This is a genomic window from Streptomyces sp. NPDC049813 (assembly GCF_044465085.1).
In the GTDB taxonomy this organism is placed as follows: Bacteria; Actinomycetota; Actinomycetes; order Streptomycetales; family Streptomycetaceae; genus Streptomyces.
Window position 1 is genome coordinate 293,260 of the sequence record NZ_JBITLI010000001.1, and the last position, 24,693, is coordinate 317,952.

Genomic DNA, 24,693 nt, shown 5'->3' on the forward strand with positions numbered 1-24,693 from the left:
GGAATCGTCGTGATGGAGAACGTACGCGGGGTCAACGCGTCCGGAAATACATCGCGTTGTCGTCCGCGACGGCGTCCCAGTCGGAGCCCGCCTCGAAGCGCAGGACGTCCCAGCCGACCTCCTCCAGTCGGTCGCCGGCGTCGCGGTCCCGGGTGGAGTCGGCGGTCTGGCCGGGAAGGTCGACGAAGACCGCGAGATTGGCGCCGTCCATACGGAACACCAGATCCGGCTTGGCGGCGGCGTTCGGCACCAGGACGTCGACCTCGTCCGGCAGCCGGTAGCCCTTGGCCTTCAGCCACCCGAGGAGATCACCCGACGCGATCAGGGCACCGAGGTCGGCCTCCAGCGGAGTGGGGACGGCGGGGACTTCGGTCCCGGTCCCGGCGAACGGCGCCAGTCGGCGGAACTGCTCGCTTCGCGACTCGCCCCGGTCCTCGCGTTCGGTGAGCGAGTCCGCGAGGCGCAGCAGCACGGGGCGGGCCGCATGGCGGCTCAACTGGCGGTGGTGGGTCTGGTTGCCGTACGTCAGAAGGCAGGCGTAGCAGCCGCGGGCGCACTCCTCGCCGCCCTCGGGGCCGCCCAGGTCGTCGCCGGCGTCCGGGTCGAAGTGGCAGATCTCCAGGGCGGTGCGGGCCGCCTTCGCCAGCGCCTTGCGCTCCTGCCGCAGCCTGCGCAGCACACCGGCTCCGCCCTCCGCGGCCTCGGTGAAGAGCAACCGGCGGCGCGGACCCTCGGGCGGCGGCAGGAGCTCGGCCGTCAACTCGGAGTCCTCCAGCTCGAAGGCCGCCTCGATGCCCCGCTCCAGGGCATACAGGACGGAGAACGCGACCGGCTCCGGCAGCGGCTCGTCCAGCGTCGCCACCAGAATGTTCCGCCGGTCCTCCACGTACGGCAGGACCCGCTTCTTGCGGCGCTTCTCGTTGCCGTCCTCGTCGACCACCGGCATTCCGGTGCCCTCCACGGCGTCCGCCGCAGCCCGGTCGTTGAGCCAGCGGCCGTCTCCCAGGTCCAGCCAGTAGCCGTCCTGCACGTCCTCCTTGTCGCGGACCCGGCCCAGGTTGGTGATCCGGACCGTCGCCGAGTCACCGTAGTCGAGAGCGAGGACGGCGGCGCCCTCGGCGTCCGTCACCTGCGAGGTGAGGCGGCCCTTGCGGACCCCGTGGTCCTGGAAGGCGTACGAGGTCTCCAGGCGGAAACCGGCCCGGCGCCTCTCCTCCTCGTCGGAGGAGATCCGCTCGCGCGGCGTGGTGTACACGGTGTGCAGATGGATCAGGCCGGTGCGCTTCTCGGTCAGTTCCGTCCCGCACATCGCGCAGCGGTCGAGGCCAGGGCGGACCGGGTGGTGGTAGCCGCAGGAGTCGCAGCGGCGCGCCTCCGCCGTCGCCAGGTCGCCGGAGGCGTCCGGCGGCAGCTGGATCCGGGTCACCTGGTAGCGGGCGCCCTCGTGGTAGATCAGCTCACCCGGACCGAACTCGCGGATCGCCAGGAACCGCGGTCGCTGCAGATAGTCGCCGTCGGCGTTGCGCCGGTTGCCCGAGCGCGGGATGTAGGCGGCCAGCGGCAGGCGCGGGAAGCTGTAGCCGGGCAGGAAGCCCTCGGAGGCCAGATAGCGGTACGGATTGAAGTCGCTCATCACCGACTTGCTGTCGGTGGAGCGGTTGAGCAGCAGATTGGTCTGCGTCTCGGCCTCCCGACGGCGAGTGCGGGCGCGGCCCTGCTCGCCCTGGCTGAGAGTGTGGTCCACCACGCGCTTGTTCTGCTCGTACTGGTCGAGGACGGCGGCCCGGAACAGGTCACGCCAGCGGTCGAAGGACGCGTCGAACTTGGCCGGGGCCTGCTCGATACAGTCCTCGATCCACTCGTCGTACCACCAGGTGGTGTCCTGGAAGTCGGAGAGCAGGGGGGTCAGCACGGCATGCGCGGCGGCGACCGCGCGGCGCCGGGCCTCCTCGTCGAGCGACTTGTCACGGATGTGCGTGTGCAGCGGCAGCGCCATCCGTGGATCGGGCCGGTCCTCGCTCTGCGGGTCGTAGGCCACATCGACGACGTCCGGAACGGCCGTACCGAGCTTCATCCCGGTCTCCGCCAGCCAGATGCCCTGAATGTGAGAGCGGACCAGGTCCTCGTTGGCCAGATCGAGGCGGGGCGGCGAGACCTGGCCGGAGACCATCGCTTTTGAGTGGCGGAAGTAGTGCTGGTCGTGGCTGTTGCCCGTCGCACAGTACGTAGTCACCAGCGCGGGCTGTCCCGAACGGCCCGCACGGCCGGAACGCTGCGCGTAATTCGCCGGAGTCGGTGGCACGTTGCGCATCATCACCGCGTTGAGCGAGGAGATGTCGACCCCCAGCTCCATCGTCGGCGAGCAGTACAGCAGCGGCAGGTCGGCCGTGCGGAACTCCTCCTCGCGCAGCAGCCGGTCCTCCGGCGGGACCTGCGCGGTGTGCTCGCGGGCGAAGAGCCCCGACAGCTCGGCCGCCGCGTCGCGGTACAGGTCGCGGAAGAAGGGGTTGACGCGCGGCCCCTCGCCGTGACTGTAGGTGCGGGTCAGGGGATCGATCGCGCCCGTCTCACCGGTTCCCGCCCGCCACACCACCGCGGCGGCCGACACCCGGTACCCCTTGCGCTTCTCCGTCGCACGACGACGGAATCCCGGCCCCGACTGCTCCGGTGTCGCCTCCACCTCACGCACCAGATCGGCGTCGCGGAGCACGGTGAGCAGGTCCTCGATCACCCCCTGCACGTCATCCAGGTGCGCGTCGCGCAGCGCGGGCACGTTCCGACGCAGGTACTTGCCGAACTTCCCGCGCGGTGAGAGGAACAGAGCGGTGCGCTCCATGCCGGGCCGGGAACCGTGCGGGTAGGCCGTACCGACATTCGGCTTGTCACTGTCGCCGAGCACCCAGGGCCCGGTCAGCCGCTCCTCGCTGGCACCCTTGAGCGCGTCGAAGTCGTCCCGGAAGTACTGCACATCGATGGCGAGGCCCCGGCGCAGATAGTCCAGTAGGGTGCGGGCGATCTCGTCACGCAGCTCCGCGTCGATTTCACGGAGCACCGGATGCGCCCGCTCCCAGCGCTCGGCGCGGGCGGCCACCCAGTCCAGGTCCTCGTAGTCGATGCGCAACAGACCCGTCTGCTCCAGGTTGGGCATCGTGATCCGCCAGCCGCGCTCCAGATCGCGGTACAGGCGGTAGCCCACGACGTCCCGGAAGGTCTTCGTCGCCCGGCGCTCCATGGACGGCGGCTGGTCGGCGACACCGGTGTACTCGCGCGGCGAAAGCCCCATCACCTCCGTCACCGCCAGCGTCAGGTCGTCGTGGCGCAACCCCTCCTCACCGGCGCGCACCGCTGCCGCGTACAGCGCCCCGCGCAACTGAGTGACCTGCGCGAAGTCATTGAAGTGGCCGGCCTGCAGCGAGGCGTCCTGACGGTTGTCGACGAAGGTGAGGAGCTTGCGGGCCTCCTTGTCCAGGCTCTTCTCCGGCACCGCGCGCAGCGACTTGAGGATGGAGGCCGAGATCAGGGACGTGGCCGAGGAGCGGCCCTCCTGGTCGAGCGTCGCCAGTTTGGCGAAGTCGCGGCCGCGGGTCTGCTCGTACGACACCTGGCAGTGCACACAGAACAGGAAGGGCGCCGGGACGAACGCCGCCTCCAGGCCCTCGCCGCTCTCCGCTCCGAGGGGGTCCACGACGACGTGCTTGGGCACCCGCTCCCGGTAGGTCTTCTTCACCACCGTCGAACCGTTCGCGTCCGGCTCCAGCCAGGATTCCGGCAGCCGCCGGTCGTCCACGGCCCGCTGCGGATCGGCGGGCCACACGTAGTCCTCGCCCGGCACGCCGACGTACAGATACCCCTCGCCCTTGCGCCCGCCGGAGGCCGAGGTGTCGCGCCGTGGTTCGTAGCGGAACACACCGTCGCGGCCCTCGGCACGCCACACGGTGAGGTACTCCTGGCCGCACTCACGGCAGAAAGCCAGCGGGTACAGCGGCATGCCTCCGCTGCCCGGCTTCTCCAACTGGAAGGTGCGGGTCAGTGGGCGGGTGAGCGGGTTCTCCAGGGTCGTGTACACGGTGTCGCCCTTGGAGAGGAACTGGTGCAGCCGGAAGGCGAAGAGGGGCCGCTCGGTCACCGGGTGCTTCGCCTGCGAACCGGCCTCCAGGGTGGCGCGGATCGCCGCCCGGACCTGCTCGGCGGGGACGCCGGACTCCGCGGCCAGTTCCTCGGCGGCCGACTCGATCGTCCACGGTGCGCAGCGACGCAGCCGCCCGGTGACCGGCTCCTCCTCAAGCCCGAACCGGGACTCCACCCAGCGCGCGAGGGGGTCCTGGGAGAGCGCCTCGTAGGCGCGGGGCGCCGCGGGCATCCGCAGCCGCTCGGCGGGCACCGCTTCCGGCGCCTGGCCGGTGGCCCGTACCAGCGTCTCGCCGATCACCCGGGTGGGGAGCACCGTGGTGCCGAAGAGCCGGCCCGCGACCCGGGCGACCTCCCGCCGCTGGTCCTCCCACGTGCCTTCGGTGGACATGGTCGCCGAGGTGCCGATGCACTGCAGAGTCTCCGCTGCGCGGCAAGCCTCGCGGACCCGGCGGATCAGCAGCGCGACATCGGCGCCCTGACGACCTCGGTAGGTGTGCAGCTCGTCGAAGACGAGGAACTGCAGACCTTGGGCGTTGCGGATCAGACCGTCGCGGTCGTCCGGCCGGGTGAGCATCAGCTCCAGCATCACGTAGTTGGTGAGCAGGATGTCCGGAGGGCTCTTGCGCAGTTCCTTGCGCCGCTCCTCGTCCTCCTGACCCGTGTACCGGGCGAAGGTCACCGGCTCACGCCCCTCACCGAAGCCGTGCCGCAGGTACTTCTCCAGCTCCTTCAGCTGCGAATTTGCCAGCGCGTTCATCGGGTAGACGACGATCGCCCGTACCCGGCGAGGGGCCCCAGGCCCGGCCGCGTCGCGTTCCTTCAACACCCGGTCCACGATCGGCACGATGTAGGAGAGCGACTTGCCCGAACCCGTGCCGGTGGTGAGTACGTACGAGTCGCCCGCCTGCGCGGCCTCGACCGCTTCGCGCTGATGGCGGTGGAAGGTGAGCGGCCGGCCGTCAGGGCGACGGGCGTCCTCCTTCTTGCCGGCCTGGAAGATCTCGGCACAGCGGGGATGCAGTATTCCGTCCCGGACCAGATCGGTTACTTGGCCGCCGTCGGCGAAGAACGGGTTCAGTGAGAGCCAGGGATCGGGCCACTGCGACTTCGAGGCCAGATCGTCGTCGATGAAGTTCTCGATCCGGGCGTCGCGGATGACGGTGGCGCTGCGGGTGAAGTTCTCATACTCGTGGATCAGTTGCGCATGGATGCCGAAGACGTCCATGGTCTCCGGGAGGCGGGGCGCACGGCGTGGCACCGGGGTCGGCTGCACGGGGGCGGGCCGGGCGATCTCGGTACGGAGCCGGGCCACCGGGTCCATCGCCGTCCACTCCGGGGCGAGCAGGTCGACCGTCGGGTCGGTGGCGAGCGCGTGCGGGATCAGCGCCTCGCGGACCAGCGTCGCGTTCTCCGGCCGGTTCTCCGCCTCCTTCTCCAGGAGCCGGGAGACCAGCCGGACAAGGGCCGGCGGCAGATCGGGCCGGACGATGGTCAGCCGCGGCGGCGGGTCGTACTGGTGCTGCACCGACAACTCGTAGGCGGTTCGTGCGGAGAACGGGGGACGGCCGATCAGCATTTCGTAGAGGACACAGCCGAGTGCGTAGAGATCGGCCGCGGCGGAGACCGGTTCGGCGCGGAACTGCTCCGGCGCCATGTAGCGGGCCGTGCCGACGCTCACTCCGGTGCTGGTCAGCCGCGTCTGGTCGGGGTCGTCGACGATCGAACCCATGCCGAAGTCGAGGATCTTCACGGTGCCGTCGCGCAGCAGCATCGCGTTGGCCGGCTTCAGGTCGCGGTGGACGACGCCCGCTGTGTGCGCGGCGGCCAGACCGGACGCGATCTGCGCGCCGATCGCCGCGACCCAGGAGACCGGGAGCTGCGGCTCCTCGTCCATCAGCAGTCCCAGGGTGTGACCGTCGAGCAGCTCCATCGCCAGATAGGGGAGGCCGCTGGCGCCCGGTCCGGCATCGACGCCACCGGCGATCAAGTGGGTGAGGTTGGGGTGCCCCTGCGAGAGCATGCGCATGATCTTCACCTCGCGGTGGAAGCGCTGCGTCTCCTTGTTGCTCTCCGCCGTGTCGACCATCAGGCCGGTGCGGTTGCGCAGCACCGTCTTCACCGCCACCTCGCGGTGCGCCGAACCAGGTGTGGCCTGTTCGTCCACGGCCCGGTGTACCTCGCCCATGTTGCCCCGGCCGAGGTCGCCGGTGATCCGGAACCGTCCACCGACCTGCTCAAGGCTCACTGCTGCTCCCCGTCTCGCGTGCGTTGTGGTCGAAGGTGAGTATCTCGCAGCGAGTGTACACCGATCTAGCCCAAGCTAGACGTTTACTTCCGTTGACGACGTCAACATAGTCTCAGTGCTGAAGGTGACACTGCGGACGAAGGGGTAGTTGCGGCGCTCGGACCAACGCGAGGAGAGGGGTGAGTGCGTGGTGCACCGGAAGGCTTGCAGGCGATGGCGAAACTCCCCGCCGAGCTGCGGCGCTCGGCGGTCGGAGGGGTGGTGCCGGAAGCGGCTTTCCGAGCCCAGGTGCGTGTGCTGGGGCTCGATGGACGGGAGCAGGCCCGGCTCCGTGCGGAGCTGAAGAAGATGGGGCTGCCAGTCCGGCAGAGAGTGGTGCATATCGAAGACGACCCTCCGGTCGGGCGCAAGGTTGTACAGGGAAGTGAAGTAAATGTGTGCGCGGGGGAAACGGTGGCCTAGGGGGACGCCGTGGTGGGGGATCCGCTCGCGCGCTATCAGGACACAGCGGGGTATGTGACGGCGCGTGCGCTGGACGGGGTGGCCCCGGCTGTGCGGCCTCACTCCGCGAGAGACGGCGGAATTGCGGCGCGCGGTGCGGCTACGGGACGGGGGAGCGACGGGCGTCGCGGCGCAGAGTGCGCGGCCCGAGCACATGGTCGGCACACGGGCGAACGAATCCAGTGCCGCCCCCGTCACGAACACGGTGGCCGCTCCTGCCGTTACCGCCGCCATGCGAAAGGCGAAGCCCGATGACGTCCCCGTTCCCGCAGGGACGGTCCCGGTCTCTGCCGCGTCCGCCCCGGTGGAGCCGGTGCGGCCTGGTGACACCCTCGGTGCCGCGGTATCGGCCGCGTACGCCGTCATCGACGAGGACCGTTTCAAAAAGGCTACGGCGGCATCCTGCTGAAGGCCGAGGAAGAGGTTGGCCTCGCCGTGCTGGTGCGCGGCGGTCCCCATCTCATCGGGCAGGAGCCGGGCGCGAAGGAAGTGGCGAGCCAGGAGCGCAACCACACCAGGGTCCGTGCCCAGCATTGTCTGCTCCTCCACAACCATCGGCTGGTGCACAAGGTGGCCCAGCCCTACCAGGGGCAGGGACTCGACTACGAGGATCTGATCCAGCACGGCATGCTGGGGCTGATGAGGGCCGTCGTGAAGTTCGACGCCTCCAAGGGGGGCAAGTTCTCGACGTACGCAACGTGGTGGATTCGTCAGGCGATCACCCGATCGATCGCCGACAAGGGAACCCTCATCCGTGTCCCCGTGCACATGCACGAGCAGGCACGGAAGGTGGCGAACGCCGAACGCACCCTGATCGGCCCGGGGAGGGGAGCCTGCGGCACCAGTCGACTTCGAGATGCCGAAGCACGGCGGCGGACACCGAAGCCGGTCTCAATCCATCCGTACCGGCTTTCAAGCCATTCAGCGGCCCACCCTCGCGCGACCGTCGGGCGGCCCCGCTGTCAGCGGTTGAAGAGCCACCTTGGCCGCGGTCCGACGGGGCACCCAAGTTCCACGCGTACACCCCTGAAGCTTCATGACGGTGCAACTAGATGCGGCATGACTGCGTGTTGTCCTACGGTGCTGGATGGTGGCCTGCTGACGCACGTGCATGCGGAGGTTGTGGTGGGCCACAGAGCAGGGACGGCACTCGCCGAGCGCATCGCCGAGTGCAGGAGCGGGGCAGGAGACCCGCGCAAGATGGTCGGGGAGTTGCGACGCGCGGTGCTACTGGTCCCGCTCGACGACGGCGGACTGCGGACGGGGCACCTGGGTGGGGTGCGATAGATCTTCGCGTTCACTTGTGAGGAGGCGCTCGCCCGGTTCGCGCGTACGCGAGGAGATACGCGACAAGCCGCGAGTACACGGAGTTGCTCGGGGCCCGCTTGCTCGATGAAGTCGTGCCCGCCATGGCGGAGCCGGAATCGCTGTCGACGTAGCCGATGAGGACGGTGCCATGCTCTTCCCGCCTGTCCTCGGGATCGTGCCGGAGTCCGCTGCGGTGGACATGGAGCCCGACAACGCGGCGGGGCGAGCTGATGGCCGGTGACGCCGCGGATCTGCACGTCGACCCGGACAGCGTTCGTCGCATCACCACCGGGCTGGGCGCGGCCATCGGTGTGCTGGGCGAGGTGGGTGATGCCACCGGATCCGTCATGGGCAAGGAGTTCTCACAACTGGCGATGACCGGCATGGAGGCCGGTCATCACGGTCTGTCCGTGGACTTCGAGGACGCTTGCGAGCGCTGGGAGTGGGGCGTGCGCGCCCTGATCCAGGACGCCAACACGATCGCGGCGAAGTTAGGCCTCGCGGCCGGACTGGTGTGGGAGGAGGACAGGTACGTCGAGACCACCTTCAAGTACGGCCTGAACGCTCTTGCGGGCGGCAACCCGGACGCGACGGAGGAAGAACTCGCCAGACAGAGCTGGGGAGACGTGGCCACACCTGACTGGCTCGATCCCGACTACAGCGGGAAATCCTTTGAGAACGCGGGGGACGAGGCGTTGCAGACGTGGAAGGACACCGGGCGGTCGCTGCTGACCGAGGGCAAGGGCGGCATGCAGTCCGACATGCTCAACGACCTGCTCGGCGTAGACCAGAAACAGTTCGACGAGGCCGTGGACGACACCTTCGGGCCATCACCCGAAGAACGGGCGAGGCGGGCACAGCAGGGCGACGGTGACGGACAAACTAGTCGTGGGCATCGGCGATGTGGTCAGGGACATCACGCCGGACTCGGTCGAGCACGCGGTCGAGGAGGGCGTCGAATGGGCCGGCAACCGTGTGGAGGATGCTGGCAAGTGGACCGGCTGACCGGTTCGACGAAATCGGTTGAGAATCAGGCGCCGACTGGGTGCGTGAGAAATCGCGTTCGGTGGCCAACCGCATGGGCGCGGAAGTCGACGAGATGGACCTCGGGCAGACCGAGGACAAATCCAAGAAACCGGACGCGGCAGCCGACAAGCTCGCCGAAAAGCTGGGCGGAGAATCTCGGATGAAGTTCGAGAACGACCCGACGGGCCGGGAGTTCGACGCGATCAGCGACGACTACGTGGCCCAGACGAAGCCCGAGGGAATGCAGATGGGCAGCGCCTTCCGCAACCAGGCCAAGGCGACGTTCGAACGGGCGATAGAGTCCGGTCGCACCCCGTATTTCCACTTCGAGGGCGAACCGACTCCGGAGGTTCTCAACAAGCTCAAGGACTACGGTCGGCGCTATGGCATCGAGCCCGTCATCGACATCAGCCCCTTGTGACGGGCCGGAAGGAAGCGAAAGAGGATCATGTACGAGTTTCACGGCTGGTTCGGCATCGCGGAGTCACCGGAGGAAGCCGATACCGGAACTCTGGACGAGGGCCTCGCCGCACTGCGAGCGAGGATCGAGGCGATCGACTGGTCCACAGGAGAGGCAGCTCTGCGTGCCCACAACGGGGAGTGGTTCGTGCGTGTGGACGGACTGGCCAACCGCAGGCGCGACGAGGCCGAGGAACTCGACACTCTGGTCATCTTCATCGCGGAGCGCTTTCCCGGTGCATGGGGTCTTTTGTACGAGCGCTCGGACGACCTTCCTGTGCCGCCGGGGCCCAGCGCGTTCAGGGTGCGGGTACTGGCTCGCGGCGAGGTGACGATGCGACTTGACCCATTTCTGTCACCGACCCGGCCGCTCATCGAGGACTGACTGTGGCGGTGTGACGTGGATCGGCAGCGGTGGGCGGGGTGGCCGCAGTCCCGCCTGGGTGGACAGGCCAGGCCGCTCTACGGCGCCGAACGCACCCGGTCCCTCTCAGATGTCGGGATCGGGCGGCTCGCTTCGAGGAAAGCGGCGGTCGCGTCTCTCAGCTGTCGCTCCCCATGAGCTTCGCGCGCGATGAGGTTGCGCCAGTCGGTCCCCCAATTGAGCACGTTGCGCAATTCGGCGAGGTGGTCGTCGGACAACGCGCGGACCTCGGAAAGGATCTCTTCCAACTCCGCCCGCACGTCGAACCTGGCCCAGTCGTCCATCTCACCCCAACTCTCCAACAACTCGCATGATCGGAAAGCGCACCAGTGGCGTGAGACGGTGCAGGTCTCTGCGTTGCCATCGCAGTCACCGTCGAGACCTGGACACCAGTGCTCCTCCAGCGCGGACAGTGCTGAGCGCATGACAGCTCTGCGCAGCGCCTGGCGTTCCGTCCGCACAGCGCACCGGAACAGCTCCTCACCGGCTGCCGCTGTGCCGGGCGAGCACCAGAATCGCACCGAGTCGGAGGCTGTCCGTACCGCGCCGAAGGCTTCATCCAGCGCGGACGCGCGCGCTCCGGCTTCGAGGGACGGCAGCTTTCTGACCACCTCGGCGAAGGCGTGGGCGGACGTCGCCAGCTCGTGGCAGGCGATCACTCCCCGCGCGCCGCGATCCATTGCGGTCTGGGCCCGCAGCGCCTCGCGCGCAGCCCGCTCGCCGCGAATCGCGATGTACACCAGCACTGGAAACGATGCATAAGTGGCGACGCTTCCCAGCAAGGCGCCCAGCCCTCCCACATCCACACCGATCATCCTGCCGCACATGAACCGCCGGGAAGTACTGCTTTGACGAACGCACCGACAGCTGGTGGTGACAGTCGACGCCCCGAGACTCGGACGGGACCACGATGTCGGTGCAGCGACCGTGTTTGGTGTCGGGAGTGCGGTGGGCGCGTCTTCCTACCGCAACTCCCCTCCCGCACTGGTGATTTCGCCGATGGCCGCAGAGCCGCACCGCATCACCCTGGTCGGACCACGTACCCGCACCCCCCGCCAGGAGGCCCCCATGGGATTCACCCCGCGTCGCTCCCCGCGCCGGTTGTTCGGCGTGCTCGCCGCCGGTGCCGTCGCGCTCACGCTCTTCTCCTCGGCCACGACGGCCGGTGCCGCCGACGCCCCGGTCGCCGCCGCGCGGACCACGGCCGCGGAGGCGACCGCCGCGCAGCCGCTGTCCACCAGCACCCCGGTCGTCTTCGTCCACGGCTACACCGGCAACGCCTCGAACTGGGTCACCGCCATGAGCGTGTTCCGGGCCAACGGCTGGTCCAGCTCCAACCTCTTCGCCTACGAGTACAACTCGTACGGCAACAACGTCACCAACGCGCAGGGACTCGCCAGTTACGTCAACACCGTGAAGGCGCGGACCGGCGCGAGCAAGGTCGCAATCGTCAACCACTCGATGGGCGGGCTGGTCAGCCAGTACTACCTGAAGGTGCTGGGCGGCAACAGCAGCGTCAGCCACCTCGCCTCGATCGCCGGCGCCAACCACGGCACCACGTACGCCGGCGCGTGCCTGGTCTACACGACCTGCCAGCAGATGTACCCGGGCTCGTCGTTCATCGCCCAGATCTCCGCCGGCGACGAGACGCCCGGCTCCACCAAGTACGCCACCTGGTACTCGGCGTGCGACGGCATCATCATCCCCTACACGAGCACCCGGCTCACCGGGGCGACCAACAACAACGTGGCCTGCCAGACCCACATCGGGTACCTGACGGACGCCGTCGTCCTCGGTCAGATCGCCCGCTTCGTGGCCTCCTGACCGACAGGCCGTTCACCCTTCCCGACCACCGGCCCGACGGGGGTGCGCCCGCTCCTGGAAGTGCGGTCTGATTTCCGGGAGCGGGCCCGTGGCACGCGTTCCAGCTCTACCGCACCAGACAAGGCCGCTTCGCGTCGAACTCCCACCCCGGCACCAGGTACCGCATGCCCGCCGCGTCGTCGCGGGCGTCCAGGGCCTTGGTGCGGTAGAGGTCGTGGGCGGCGAGGAGGCGGTCCATGTCGAGCTGGATGCCGAGGCCGGGGGCGTCGGGGACGGCGATCTCGCCGTCGACGATGCGCGGCGGGGCCACCGTGAGCTGTTCCAGGCCCTCCTGCCAGATCCAGTGCGTGTCCAGGGCGTTGTAGTCGCCGGGGGCCGCGGCTCCGCAGTGGGTGACCATGGCCAGGGAGATGTCGAAGTGGTTGTTGGAGTGGCAGCCCCAGGTCAGCCCCATCGCGTTGCACAGCTGGGCCACCCGCACCGAACCCCGCATGGTCCAGAAGTGCGGGTCGGCGAGGGGGATGGAGACAGACTGGAGCGCGAGGGCGTGGGTGAGCTGGCGCCAGTCGGTGGCGATCATGTTGGTCGCCGTGGGCAGGCCGGTGGCGCGGCGGAACTCGGCGAGCACCTCGCGCCCGGAGTAGCCGCCCTCGGCCCCGCACGGGTCCTCCGCGTAGGCGAGGGTCCCGGTCAGCGGCGCGCAGAGTTCGACGGCCTCGGCGAGCGACCAGGCGCCGTTGGGGTCAAGGGTGACGCGGGCCTGCGGGAAGCGCTCCTTGAGCGCGCGGACCGCCTTGACCTCCTCCTCGCCCGCCAGCACCCCGCCCTTGAGCTTGAAGTCCCGGAACCCGTACAGATCGTACGTGGCCTCGGCCTGGCGGACGATCGCCTCGGGGGTGAGGGCCTCCTCGTGGCGGATGCGGTACCAGTCGACGGCCGCGTCCGGGGCCCGGACGTACTCCAGGTCCGTACGGTCCGGGTCGCCGACGTAGAAGAGGTAGCCCAGTACGCGGACGGTGTCGCGCTGCTGGCCGTCGCCGAGCAGGGCGGCGACCGGCACGTCGAGGTGCTGGCCGAGCAGGTCCAGGAGCGCCGACTCGACGGCGGTGACGGCGTGCACGGTGGTGCGCAGGTCGAAGGTCTGCGCACCGCGGCCGCCGGAGTCGCGGTCGGCGAAGCGGTGCTGTATCTCGCGCAGGACGCGCTGGTAGTCGCCCACCTTCGCGCCGACCACGAGGGACTCGGCGTCCCGCAGGGTTTGGGTGATCTTCTCGCCGCCGGGCACCTCGCCGAGGCCGGTGCGGCCCTCGGAGTCGGTCAGGACCACGATGTTGCGGGTGAAGTAGGGGCCGTGGGCGCCGGAGAGGTTCAGTTCCATGCAGTCGCGGCCCGCCACGGGGTAGACGGCGAGCGCGGTGACGGTGGGCTGGTTCGTACGCATGATCCGGTCGGTTTCCTTCTGGCGGCGTGCGGGCGGGCGGATGCGGAGGGCGGGCGAAGGGGTGAAGGGGCAGAGGGGCAGGGGGCAGGGGTGCGGGGCGCCGGGGCGGGTGTCAGAGTCCGAGCGTAGTGATCGCCCACTCGCCGATGAGGACGCCGCCGAGTCCGAGGACGGCGAGGACCGTGGTGTAGGTGGTACGGACCTTGATCGCCTGGGTGACCGAGAGGTTGAAGTACTCCTTGAACAGCCAGAACCCGGGGTCGTTCACGTGGGAGAAGGCGATCGAGCCGCAGGAGACGGCGAGCACCATCATCTCGGGGCTGACGCCGCTGCCGGCGAGCAGCGGGAGCACCACTCCGGAGGCGGTGACGACGGCGACGGTGGCCGACCCGAGGGCGACCCGCAGGATCACCGCGATGAGCCAGGCCAGGACGAGGGGCGAGATGGACCAGGAGTGGGTGACGTCCTTGATGTAGTCGGCGGTGCCGCCTTCGACGAGGACGTTCTTGAAGGCGCCGCCCGCGCCGATGACCAGCAGGATCATCGCCATGGCCTGGGCCGCGGAGGTGCACGAGGAGGTGACGTCGGCGAGACTGCGGCCGATCCGCGGGCCGAACGCCCAGACCGCCACGAGCAGCGTCAGCAGCAGCGCGATCGGCGCCGAGCCGAGGAACGCGACGGTGTGCAGGAGGGGGCTCTCGCCGGAGACCGTCATGTCGACCACCGCGGCACCGGCGATGAGCACGACGGGGAAGAGCGCCACCGACAGCGACCAGCCGAGGCCCGGCATCTCCTCGTCGGTGAACTCGCGTTCGGTCACCAGGCCGGCGGGGATGGCGGGGTCCATCGCCTTCACGAAGGGCAGCCGCGGCCACAGCAGCGCGATGAACGCGCCGACCGGGATCGCGATGAACAGGCCGTAGAACAGGGTCAGTCCGACGGAGGCGTGGAACGTCGCGGCGACGGCGGTGGGGCCGGGGTGCGGCGGCAGGAAGCTGTGCATCGTGGAGAGAGCGATCGACATCGGCAGCCCGACCCACAGCAGCTTCGCGCCGGTGACCCGGACCAGGGTGAAGGCGATCGGCACGATGATGATGAAGGCGACCTCGTAGAACATGGTGACGCCGATGAGCATCGACGTGACCACCATGGCGACCTGGACCCCGCGGGGTCCGAAGGCGTCGAGGAGCCTGCCGGCTATCCGCTGGGCCGCGCCGGAGTCGCCCATCACGCGGCCGACCATCGCGCCGAGCCCGATGGTGAGCATGGTGTCGCCGATCTGGCCGCCGATGCCCTCCGCGAGGACGTCCGAGATGTCCGCCACCGGGATGCCCTGCACGACGGCGACGCCGACCGCCACGAGCAACAGGGCCGCGAAGCCGTTCAGTTTCAGCCTGGTCATGAGCAACAGCAGAACCAGAACACTGATCCCGACGACGACGAGTGGCATGTCAGCTCCCCTTTGAACTGTGGACCGGAGCAGCCGGCCCTGGGCCGGGACCCGGCGGTGGGGCGCGCGGCCCGGGGCGGCGCGCGGGGCCCTACGGCGCTGCGCCGCGGGCGGGCCGAACCGCGGAACGGGTGGCTGAGTTGACCGTAGAGAGGGTTGCGATGCACGTCTAAGTCGAATTTTGTTGGCTGTCATACCTTGCCGGTATGACGTCCACCCGCCTCGGTCCGTCGCCGAGGAGTAAGAGGCGCCGCAAGCGGCCACATTGATGCGCTTCGGGTATCACCGAATCCAAAACTGGTGTTGGACGTGAATCGTCGACGTCCGTAGCGTCGCTCATGCGGGACGGCGGCCCGCCGACGGCCGCGACGCCGTTACCTCCGCCCGGCCCGGCACGGGCGGCAGGCCAGAACCCCGCCGCACCGCACCACCGTCCGCACCGCCCCCGCCCCACCCGACTCCCAGGAGTGCCGCGATGACGTCCTTCTCTCCCGCAGAACTCGGCCGCCGGATCGGCTCCGGCCTGCTGTCCTTCCCGGTGACCCACTTCCGCGCCGACCTGTCCTTCGACGAGGAGGCCTACCGCGAACACGTCGCCCGGCTCTCCAAGTACGACGTCGGCGGCCTCTTCGCCGCGGGCGGCACGGGCGAGTTCTTCTCCCTCACGCCCACCGAGGTCGAGCGGGTCGTCACCGCGGCGGCCGACAGCGCCCCCGAGGCCACCCCGATCCTCGCCCCGGCGGGTTACGGCACCGCCACCGCGGTCGAGTTCGCCGCCGCGGCCGAACGCGCCGGCGCCGACGGCATCCTGCTCTTCCCGCCCTACCTCACCGAAGCGAGTCAGGAAGGCCTCGCCCAGCACGTCGAGGCGGTCTGCCGCGCCACCTCCCTCGGCGTCGTCATCTACAGCCGCGCCAACGCCGTCTACGGCGCCGACACCGTCGCCCGCCTCGCGGAGAGCTGCCCCAACCTGATCGGGTACAAGGACGGCGTCGGCGACATCGACACCGTCACCCGCATCCACGCCCGCCTCGGCGACCGGCTCACCTACATCGGCGGCCTGCCCACCGCGGAGACCTACGCCCTGCCCTATCTCCAGCTGGGCGTGACGACGTACTCGTCGGCCATCTTCAACTTCCTGCCGGAGTTCGCCCTGGCCTTCTACGCGGCCGTGCGCGAGCAGCGCCAGGCCGATGTCACCGCGATGCTCTCGGACTTCGTCCTGCCCTACACCGAACTCCGTGACCGGCGGGCGGGCTACGCGGTCAGCATCGTCAAGGCGGGGCTCACCGTGACCGGCCACGACGCCGGACCGGTCCGGCCGCCGCTCACCGACCTGACCGCCCCCGAGCGCGAGACGCTGTCGGCCCTCGTCGCTGGCGTGTCCGGCGCCTGAGCCGCGCGCCCGGACACCGCACCACGCAGCGGGTGTGCACCCGGGCGGCCTGCTCCGAGCGGTGTCCCCACGCTCACCTCGGGGCGCCCGAGCCGGTGCGCGGTGTCGGCGCGAGCAGTTCGGCCAGGCCGTGGCGGGTGGCGGCGAGGACGACGCGGTCGCTGGGGCGCAGCACATAGCCCGGATGGAGGTTCCAGACCAGGCCCGTGGACGTGGCGGGGGCGTCCTCCTCCCGGGACGCCGCGAGGTCGGGCCTGCGCTCGCCCGGCGCCGACGAGTCGATGGCGAGCACCCGCCAGGCGCCCGGCCGGAACGTCTCGGCGACGGTACGCCCCTCCAACTGCGGGTGCCCGGCGACGTCCAGGGCGGCGAACAGCAGCACCTTGCGTTCGACGGGGATCGCCCCCAGGATCTGCCGCCCCATCATCGCCCCGGCGAACGAGGGCGCGGCCAGCGTGGTGACGCTGCGGCTGCGGGTCAGGGCGCGCGGGTGGGCGGCGCGCAGGGTGCGGTAGACGGCGGTGGCGAACGCGTCGTCGAACAGGCGCAGCGAGACCCGCAGGTCCGGCTTGATGGAGCGCGCGTACAGCGCGGCTTCCAGGTTCGTGGTGTCGTGGCTGGTGAGGGCCAGCAGGGCGTGCGCGCGGTGGATCTTGGCGGCTTCCAGGACGCCTTCGTCGCGTACGTCGCCGATGAGGGTCGGCACCCGCAGGCGGCGGGCGAGCGGGATGCCGCGGGCGTCCGGATTCTCCTCGACGCACACCACGGGGATGCCGAGTTCGTGCAGCCGGGCCAGGACGCGGCTGCCGATCTTGCCGAGCCCGAGCAGGACGACGTGCCCGGACAGGCCGCGCGGCGGGCGGCGCAGCGCGGAGGCGGTGCGGAAGGTGCCGAACGCCTCCAGGGCCGCGGCGAGCAGGACGGGCAGGAGCAGCAACCCGGCGAGGCCGGTGAGCAGTTGCAGGATCTGGCGGGCGAGCGGCTCGCCGAGCGCGGGGTCGTCGATGGCGAAGAGGTCGAGCAGGGTGAGGTACGCGGCGCCCAGCGGGTGCCGCTCGGTCGTGGCCCAGGTGGCGAGGGCGAGCCCGAGGACGCAGAGCACGAGACCGGCGAGCGACCAGCGCAGGCGGCGCGAGAAGAGCGAGCGCAGGGGCAGGCCGCGGCCGACGAGACGCTGGGGCGGGGTGCGCGGCCCCGCGGGCGTGACCGTGTCCAGGACAACCGTGCCCCGGCCGGTCGCCGCGGTGACGGTGGCGTCGTCCGGCAGCAGCAGGGGCCCTTCCTGCCCCGACGCGTCCGAACCCTCCGCCCCCGCCGGGTCGTTGTACGTGGCGGACAGCAGGGCGAGCGTGCACAGACCCGGGTCGGCGACCTCGCCGAGGCCCGGCGGCGTGCGCTCCGCCGCTCGCAGCAGCAGCCCGTCGGCCTGGACGACCTTGCTGGTGCCCGCGACGGCGGTGGCGGCGAGGGCGGGCGCGGCGGTGTCCGCGTCGGACAGCACGGTGGTGGAGGTGTCGAGCGCGTCGGGGTCGAGCCCCGGCTGCGCCAACGCGGCGGCCTGGTCGAGGAGTTGGGCGAGGTGCTGGCCGAGCCTGCGGTCGTAGAGGCGGATCACGAGGCGCAGCCGCGGGTTGAGGCGGCGGGCGGCGAGGGCGGCACGGATGTTGGTCTCGTCGTCGTCGTGGACGAGGGCCAGCGCGTCGGCCCGCGCCACGCCCGCCTCGGTGAGCGTCTCCTCGTCGAGCACCGGCGCCTCCATGACCCGCGGGGCGGTGCCGGCGAGCGAGTCGGCGGCGGCCGGGGCGGCCCGGTTCATGGCGGCCTGCACCCGGGTGATCAGCGCGGCGGCGCGGATCCGGCCGCCGGTGCCCGGCCGCTCCTCGGCGGCGGGGCGTACGGCCGGGACGACGATGGTGACCTGGGTGCGGTACAGGCCGCGCAGTTCGGCGGCGAGCCGTTCGGCCAGGGCGTCGTCACCACAGACGATCATGTGACCGGGCAGGGCGGGGTGGGGGGCCTGGCGGGGAAGTGACACGGGGGACATGGTGCGGGTTCGCGGCGGCGGCGTCCAGCACGGACCGTCCGGCGGCCCCGCGGCGCGATCGCCGCCAAGGACGTGGCCGCCGCGGTGGCGGAGGTCGCCACGGGCTCCCCGCTCGACGGCGTCCGCAACATCGGAGGCCCTGAGGTCTTCACCCTCGACGAGCTGGACCGGTTCACCCTGTCCCGCAAGGGCGACCCGCGCACTGTCGTCACCGACCCCACGGCGGGGATGTTCGCCGCCGTGGAGGGCGATGTGCTCACCGACAAGAGCGCGCACCTCGCCACCACCCGCTCCACCGACTGGCTGGCCTGAGGGCCGCCGCGCCGCATCCCGCCGCGCCGCATCCCGCCGCGCCGCATCCCGCCGGGCCGGCTCCCTGGCCCGGCCCGGCCCCGCGGCGGTCAGTCGAAGCGCAGGCCGCCGGTCCGCTCCCGCTTGAACTCGAAGAAGTCCGGGTGCCCGGCGAGGGTGCGCACGGCGTCGAAGAGCCGGGCCGCCTCCTCGCCCCGCGGAATGCTGTTGAGGACAGGGCCGAAGAAGGCGGTGCCGTCGATGTGCAGGGTGGGCGTGCCGACGTAGCCGTCCGAGGCCGGGTCCCGGCCCGCGTCGTGGCTGCGCCGCAACGCGTCGTCGTGGTCGGCGGAACCGGCCGCGTCCGCCAGCTCCGCGGGCAGCCCGAGCTGGGCCAGCGCGGCGGCGGCGACCGCGTCGAAGTCGTCCTGGCCGTCCCGGTGGATGCGGGTGCCCAGGGCGGTGTAGAGCTCGCGCAGCACGCCGGGGGAGTGCCGCTCCGCCGCGACGGCGACGCGGACCAGGCCCAGCGAGCGGTCGACGAGATCGCGGTACCAGTCGGGCAGTTCGTTGCCGTCGTTGTGCAGGTAAAGGCTCATGACGTGGAAGCGGACATCGAGGTCGCGCAGGGGTTCCACCTCCAGGATCCAGCGGGAGGTGATCCAGGCGAACGGGCACGCGGGGTCGAAGTAGTAGTCGACGCGGGTCGTGGTCATGGGCTCCAACCTAGGCAGCCGATGGCCCGCGATCCCGGGCCAATCCGCGCTGCGCGCATTGGGCCACCCTGGAGGCGGCCGCGCCTCGCGCCCCGGCGGCCGCCGGGGCGCGAGGCTGCGGAGCCGGAGCAGGCCCGCCCTGCCTCAGCAGCTGCCGTCCGACACCTGGAGCCCCTTCCCGGCGCCCGCCGTCCTGGCGACGATCGACGGCACGCAGCTCGCCTTGTCGAGCGTGTAGGCGTACGGGATCGAGACGCTGGTCGTGGACTTCATCTCGGGGCCCGCCGGGTAGTTCTCGTCCCCGGCCTCGGACCACGTCACGTTGTCCAGGACGTTGCCGCTGGTCTGCCAGGTCCCCTTGGCGTCGGTGTAGAAGGTGCCCAGGACGTCCTTGGAGTCCTTGAAGTGGTTGTTCTCGACCTTGGCCCTGGCGCCGGCGCGGGAGTTGATGCCGGACTCGTTCAGGTGCACGTACGCGTTGTTGTAGATGTGCGCCGTGCCGCCGCGCAGCAGGGGCGCGCGCGAGTCGAGGTTCTCGTACAGGTTGTGGTGGAAGGTGACGTTGCCGTTGGACAGGTCGCTCTCGCTGGAGCCGATCAGGCCGCCGCGGCCGGAGTTGCGCAGCGTGCTGTACGACAGGGTCACGTACTGGGTGTTGTTCTTCATGTCGAAGAGGCCGTCGAAGCCCTCGGACTCGCCGCCGGAAGCCGCCAGGGAGACGTGGTCCACCCAGACGTTGCGGACGTCCTTCTCCATGCCGATGGCGTCGCCGCCGTTGGAGGTGGGGGAGCCGGACTTCTTGACGTTCCTGACCGTCACGTTCTGGATGACGATGTTGTGCGACTCGCGGATGTGGATGCCCAGTTGGTCGAAGACGGCGCCGCTGCCGACGCCGACGAGCGTGACGTTCGCGATCTGCTTCAGCTCGATCACCCCGGCGGCGGTGTTGCAGCTGTCGCCGGAGACCTTGGCCGTGTTGCCGTGGTTGATCGTGCCCTCGACCTGGATCGTGATCGGGGTGTCGTCGGCGGCCCGCCCGCACAGGGCCTGGTGGATCTGGGTGCCCGTGGTGGCGCGGACGGTCTGCCCGCCCGCGCCGCCCGTCGTCCCGCCGTTCTGGCTCGCGTAGCCGGTGGCCGCCGCGGCGGCCGCGGACGCCTGCGGCACCGACAGCGCCGCACCGAGTCCGGCGGCGAGGGCCCCCGCGGTCAGTGTCGCGGACAGGCGCAGCGCCATGGGTCGTCTCATCCTGGTCTCCCCAGCTCGTCGTCGCGTACCGGCGGGGGCTGGTCCAGCCCCGGGCCGGGTCCGCGGAGTCCCCGCGGACACGACCTAGTGGTCGCGGCGGCGCGCGGGGTTGCCGGGTCAGTGCGTCACGCGGTGACCTTCGCCAGGAACGTCGCGACGTTCGCCAGGGTCCGCTCGACCTTCTCCTCGGTCGTGAGCGTCTCGTGCAGCCGCGAACCCTGCCCTGCGTCCTTCTTGCCCCGCACGTACAGGGAGCAGGCGAGGTCGCTGCACATGTACGCGCCTACGGAGTTGCCCTGCTTGCCGGCCTTGCCCGCCTTGGGGGCGACCATCAGGGAGACGCCGCCGGTGTGGGTGGTCACGCACATCGAACACATGCTGCGCCGGGTCTGCGAGGCGGCGGAGTGCGAGGAGCGCAGCACGACGCCCTGGAGGCGCCCGTCGACCTCGGCCACCAGATACGCGCGGTCGGGGGCCTGAGGGTCCCGCCAGCCGAAGAAGTCCAGGTCGTCCCAGGGGCGCTCGGCCAGATCGCGCGGCACGTTCATCCGCGTCGCCTCGCCCTTGGTGCAGTTCACGAAAGAGGAACGGATGTCCCGCTCGGTCAGTGGCCTCATAACGGTGAGGCTAATTTGCCTAAAGGTTTTAGGCAAATGCATAATGGTTACGGGTCGACTGGGAGGTCATACGGTGATGGTGCGAGTGGGACTGAACGCGGAGCGCCTGGCGCGGGCGGGTGCGGAGCTGGCCGACGAGGTGGGCTTCGAGCACGTCACCGTCTCGGCGCTGGCCCGCCGGTTCGACGTCAAGGTCGCGAGCCTGTACTCGCACGTCAAGAACTCGCACGACCTCAAGACCCGGATCGCCCTGGTCGCCCTGGCCGAGCTGGCCGACCGGGCCGCCGAGGCGCTGGCCGGACGGTCCGGCAAGGACGCCCTGACGGCGCTGGGGAACGTGTACCGGGACTACGCCCGCGAGCACCCGGGCCGGTACGCCGCGACCCAGTTCCGCCTCGACCCCGAGTCGGCGCTCGCCAGTGACGGGCCCCGGCACTCCCGGATGACGCGCGCCCTGCTGCGCGGCTACGACCTGACCGAACCGGACCAGACCCACGCCGTCCGCCTCCTCGGCAGCGTCTTCCACGGCTACGTGAGCCTGGAGCTGAGCGGCGGCTTCAGCCACAGCGCCCCCGACTCGGGCGAGACGTGGGCCCGCACGCTGGAAGTGCTGGACGCGCTGTTGCGGAACTGGCCGGGGCAGAGCGCGCCGCCCACCGATCGATCGACAGGCTGAGGTCATGACCACCGAACACCCCTGGATCACCACGCCGCTCACCCCCGAGCTGCTGCGCGGCGCCCTTGAAGTCGAGCGCACCGAGCGCGGCCTGCTCCCGCACCGGCTGCCCGCCCGGGCCCGCGCCCAGAACACCGACGGGCAGCTCGCCATGGTGGAGGCCCAGCCCTCCGGCGTACGGCTCGCGCTGCGCACCCGCGCGCGCGTCATCGAGCTCGACACCCTGCCGACCAAGCGCGCCTACGCGGGCCTGCCGGGCACCCCGGACGGGACGTACGACCTGCTGGTCGACGGGCGGCTCGTCCGGCAGGGGAGTGTGACCGGCGGCGACACCCTGACCATCGACATGGCCACCGGCGGCTTCGAGCGCACCCCGGGCCCGCCCGGCACCCTGCGCTTCGCCGATCTGCCGGACACCATGAAGGACATCGAGATCTGGCTCCCGCACGACGAGACCACCGAGCTGCTCGCGCTGCGCACCGACGCGCCCGTCGAGCCCGCCGCGAACCACGGCCGCCCGGTCTGGCTGCACCACGGCAGCTCCATCAGCCACGGCTCGAACGCCGCGAGCCCCACCGCCATCTGGCCCGCCCGCGCCGCGGCCCTGGGCGGCGCCGACCTGATCAACCTCGGGTTCGGCGGCAGCGCCATGCTGGACCCCTTCACCGCGCGCGCCATCCGCGACACCCCCGCCGACCTGATCAGCGTCAAGATCGGGATCAACCTCGTCAACTACGACGGCATGCGGCTGCGGCTCTTCGGCCCGGCGGTGCACGGCTTCCTCGACACCATCAGGGAGGGGCACCCGGGCACGCCGCTGCTCGTCGTCTCGCCGATCCTGTGCCCCATCCACGAGGACACCCCGGGCCCCGCCGCCCCCGACATGCAACTGCTCGCCGACACCGGTCAGCTCAAGTTCCGCGCCATGGGCGACCCCGCCGAGCGCGCCCAGGGCAAGCTCACCCTGAACGTCGTCCGCGCCGAGCTGGCCCGGATCGTGGCCCGGCGCGCCACCGACGACCCGCACCTGCACCACCTCGACGGCCGCGAGCTGTACGGCGAGGCCGACGCCGCCGAGCTGCCGCTGCCCGACGACATCCACCCCGACGCGGCCGCCCACCGGCGGATCGGCGACCGCTTCGCCGACCTCGCCTTCGGCGCCGGCGGTCCGTTCGCCGGGGCCGGGCGCCGACCCTCCGGAGCTGGGGCGGGGGCGCCGGAGCGCCGCTGAGCGGGCGGGTTAGCATATGAGCGCCGCCTAGCTCGAAAGAGACGCACGTGACTGTCAATGACGACTCGTTCACCAATTGGAAGCACCGCGAGGAGACCGCGGAGTCGATGATCCCGATCATCGGGAAGCTGCACCGGGAGCGGGACGTGAACGTCCTGCTGCACAGCCGCTCCTTGGTGAACAAGTCGGTGGTCAGCATTCTCAAGACCCACCGATTCGCCCGGCAGATAGCCGGCGCCGAGCTCTCGGTCACCGAGACGATGCCGTTCCTGCGCGCGCTCAGCATGCTCGATCTGGGCCCCTCCCAGATCGACATCGGCATGCTCGCCGCGACCTACCGCACCGACGAACGCGGCCTCGGCATCGAGGAGTTCACCGCGGAGGCCGTCGCGGGCGCCATGGGGGCCGCCAAGGTCGAGCGCGGCGCCGGACGCGACGTCGTGCTGTACGGCTTCGGCCGCATCGGCCGTCTCGTCGCCCGGCTGCTCATCGAAAAGGCCGGCTCCGGCAACGGGCTGCGGCTGCGCGCCGTCGTCGTGCGCGGCGGCGGCGAGCGGGCCGGCGAGGACATCGTCAAGCGGGCCTCGCTGCTGCGGCGCGACTCCATCCACGGCCAGTTCCAGGGCACGATCACCGTCGACGAGGCGAACAGCACCATCGTCGCCAACGGCAACGCCATCAAGGTGATCTACGCGAACGACCCGTCCGAGATCGACTACACCGCGTACGGCCTCAACGACGCGATCCTGATCGACAACACCGGCAAGTGGCGCGACCGCGAGGGCCTCTCCCAGCACCTGCGCCCCGGCATCGACAAGGTCGTCCTGACCGCCCCCGGCAAGGGCGACGTGCCCAACATCGTGCACGGCGTCAACCATGACACGATCAAGCCGGACGAGCAGATCCTGTCCTGCGCCTCCTGCACCACGAACGCGATCGTGCCGCCGCTGAAGGCGATGGCCGACGAGTACGGGGTGCTGCGCGGACACGTCGAGACCGTCCACTCCTTCACCAACGACCAGAACCTGCTGGACAATTACCACAAGGCCGACCGCCGCGGCCGCTCCGCGCCGCTCAACATGGTCATCACGGAGACCGGCGCCGCCTCGGCCGTCGCCAAGGCGCTGCCCGACCTGAAGGCGCCCATCACCGGCAGCTCGATCCGGGTCCCGGTCCCCGACGTCTCCATCGCCATCCTCAGCCTGCGCCTGGGCCGCGAAGCCACCCGTGAGGAGGTCCTCGACCACCTGCGCGACGTGTCGCTGAACTCCTCGCTCAAGCGCCAGATCGACTTCATCAGCGCGCCCGACGCCGTCTCCAGCGACTTCATCGGCTCCCGGCACGCCTCGATCGTCGACGCGGGCGCCACCAAGGTCGACGGCGACAACGCGATCCTCTACCTCTGGTACGACAACGAGTTCGGCTACTCGTGCCAGGTGATCCGGGTCGTCCAGCACGTCTCCGGGGTGGAGTACCCGACCTTCCCGGTCCCCGTCCCGGCCGTCTGACACCCTGTCACCGGCCGGACAGGCTCCGACCAGGGCCGTCCGGGGCCGTCCGCGCCAGGTGCGCGGGCGGCCCCTACGGCGTTCTGTGTTCGTCGTGAGCCCGTCGTGAGCCCGTCGTGGGCCCGTCGTGGCCCCGTCGTGGCATTCGCCACCTTGA

Annotated in this window: 14 protein-coding genes and 5 pseudogenes; 11 read left to right on the forward strand and 8 right to left on the reverse strand. The window is 70.6% G+C overall.

The features are described from left to right. Positions 1-31: 31 nt before the first annotated feature. Positions 32-6,316: a protein kinase gene (locus ACIBW6_RS01170; RefSeq protein ID WP_399056369.1), complete on the reverse strand. Its 6,285-nt coding sequence runs from the start codon at positions 6,314-6,316 to the stop codon at positions 32-34. 996 nt (positions 6,317-7,312) lie between these two features. Here ACIBW6_RS01170 and ACIBW6_RS01175 point away from each other — a divergent pair. The 5 genes and pseudogenes from ACIBW6_RS01175 to ACIBW6_RS01195 all read left to right on the forward strand — a co-directional run bounded on the left by ACIBW6_RS01175 (position 7,313) and on the right by ACIBW6_RS01195 (position 10,055). Then, entirely contained in the window at positions 7,313-8,164 is an 852-nt protein-coding gene (locus tag ACIBW6_RS01175; RefSeq protein ID WP_399055212.1) for a sigma-70 family RNA polymerase sigma factor, read from the forward strand. Between the two features lie 251 nt (positions 8,165-8,415). Next, positions 8,416-9,057: pseudogene (locus tag ACIBW6_RS01180) on the forward strand (hypothetical protein); the annotation flags it as partial. Between the two features lie 16 nt (positions 9,058-9,073). Next, a pseudogene (locus tag ACIBW6_RS01185) lies at positions 9,074-9,317 on the forward strand (putative T7SS-secreted protein); the annotation flags it as partial. A 51-nt stretch (positions 9,318-9,368) separates the two neighbouring features. After that, positions 9,369-9,632, forward strand: a pseudogene (locus ACIBW6_RS01190) (restriction endonuclease fold toxin); the annotation flags it as partial. Between the two features lie 27 nt (positions 9,633-9,659). After that, a complete protein-coding gene (locus ACIBW6_RS01195) occupies positions 9,660-10,055 on the forward strand; it encodes an Imm7 family immunity protein (protein WP_399055214.1) in 396 nt (131 codons plus the stop codon). Positions 10,056-10,132: 77 nt separating this feature from the next. Here the strand turns inward: ACIBW6_RS01195 and ACIBW6_RS01200 are convergent, their stop codons facing one another. Next, positions 10,133-10,909, reverse strand: coding sequence for a hypothetical protein (locus ACIBW6_RS01200; RefSeq protein WP_399055216.1), 777 nt, complete (start codon positions 10,907-10,909; stop codon positions 10,133-10,135). Between the two features lie 253 nt (positions 10,910-11,162). Between ACIBW6_RS01200 and ACIBW6_RS01205 the strand changes: the two genes are divergently transcribed. Then, a complete protein-coding gene (locus ACIBW6_RS01205) occupies positions 11,163-11,918 on the forward strand; it encodes an esterase/lipase family protein (RefSeq protein WP_399055218.1) in 756 nt (251 codons plus the stop codon). Between the two features lie 106 nt (positions 11,919-12,024). On the opposite strand, the gene ACIBW6_RS01210 is transcribed toward ACIBW6_RS01205, so the two are convergent. Both ACIBW6_RS01210 and ACIBW6_RS01215 read right to left on the reverse strand, forming a co-directional pair. Then, complete coding sequence (locus ACIBW6_RS01210; protein WP_399055220.1) at positions 12,025-13,359, reverse strand: enolase C-terminal domain-like protein; 1,335 nt, start codon at positions 13,357-13,359, stop codon at positions 12,025-12,027. 112 nt (positions 13,360-13,471) lie between these two features. Next, a complete protein-coding gene (locus ACIBW6_RS01215; RefSeq protein WP_399055222.1) occupies positions 13,472-14,809 on the reverse strand; it encodes a gluconate:H+ symporter in 1,338 nt (445 codons plus the stop codon). Positions 14,810-15,284: 475 nt separating this feature from the next. On the opposite strand from ACIBW6_RS01215, the gene kdgD reads away from it, so the two are divergent. Next, positions 15,285-16,205: a 5-dehydro-4-deoxyglucarate dehydratase gene (gene kdgD / locus ACIBW6_RS01220; protein ID WP_399055224.1), complete on the forward strand. Its 921-nt coding sequence runs from the start codon at positions 15,285-15,287 to the stop codon at positions 16,203-16,205. Between the two features lie 73 nt (positions 16,206-16,278). On the opposite strand, the gene ACIBW6_RS01225 is transcribed toward kdgD, so the two are convergent. Then, positions 16,279-18,195, reverse strand: coding sequence for an NAD-binding protein (locus tag ACIBW6_RS01225; RefSeq protein WP_399056371.1), 1,917 nt, complete (start codon positions 18,193-18,195; stop codon positions 16,279-16,281). Between the two features lie 81 nt (positions 18,196-18,276). Between ACIBW6_RS01225 and ACIBW6_RS01230 the strand changes: the two are divergent. After that, positions 18,277-18,561: pseudogene (locus ACIBW6_RS01230) on the forward strand (LysR family transcriptional regulator); the annotation flags it as partial. A gap of 89 nt (positions 18,562-18,650) precedes the next feature. Here ACIBW6_RS01230 and ACIBW6_RS01235 read toward each other — a convergent pair. The 3 genes and pseudogenes from ACIBW6_RS01235 to ACIBW6_RS01245 form a co-directional block, all read right to left on the reverse strand. Then, a complete protein-coding gene (locus ACIBW6_RS01235; protein ID WP_399055226.1) occupies positions 18,651-19,256 on the reverse strand; it encodes a DsbA family protein in 606 nt (201 codons plus the stop codon). A gap of 147 nt (positions 19,257-19,403) precedes the next feature. Continuing rightward, positions 19,404-20,504: pseudogene (locus tag ACIBW6_RS01240) on the reverse strand (polysaccharide lyase family 1 protein); the annotation flags it as partial. A 125-nt stretch (positions 20,505-20,629) separates the two neighbouring features. Beyond that, the gene (locus tag ACIBW6_RS01245; protein ID WP_399055228.1) at positions 20,630-21,121 is read right to left on the reverse strand and encodes an FBP domain-containing protein; all 492 of its coding nucleotides are present in this window, start codon (positions 21,119-21,121) and stop codon (positions 20,630-20,632) included. Positions 21,122-21,197: 76 nt separating this feature from the next. Here ACIBW6_RS01245 and ACIBW6_RS01250 point away from each other — a divergent pair, with 76 nt between their 5' ends. The 3 genes from ACIBW6_RS01250 to ACIBW6_RS01260 are packed head-to-tail and all read left to right on the forward strand — an operon-like array spanning position 21,198 to position 24,536. Next, positions 21,198-21,797, forward strand: coding sequence for a TetR/AcrR family transcriptional regulator (locus ACIBW6_RS01250; RefSeq protein WP_399055230.1), 600 nt, complete (start codon positions 21,198-21,200; stop codon positions 21,795-21,797). A gap of 4 nt (positions 21,798-21,801) precedes the next feature. Beyond that, positions 21,802-23,028: a GDSL-type esterase/lipase family protein gene (locus ACIBW6_RS01255; RefSeq protein ID WP_399055232.1), complete on the forward strand. Its 1,227-nt coding sequence runs from the start codon at positions 21,802-21,804 to the stop codon at positions 23,026-23,028. A gap of 47 nt (positions 23,029-23,075) precedes the next feature. After that, on the forward strand, positions 23,076-24,536 hold the full coding sequence (locus tag ACIBW6_RS01260) for a glyceraldehyde-3-phosphate dehydrogenase (RefSeq protein ID WP_399055234.1): 1,461 nt from the start codon (positions 23,076-23,078) through the stop codon (positions 24,534-24,536). Positions 24,537-24,693: the final 157 nt, after the last annotated feature.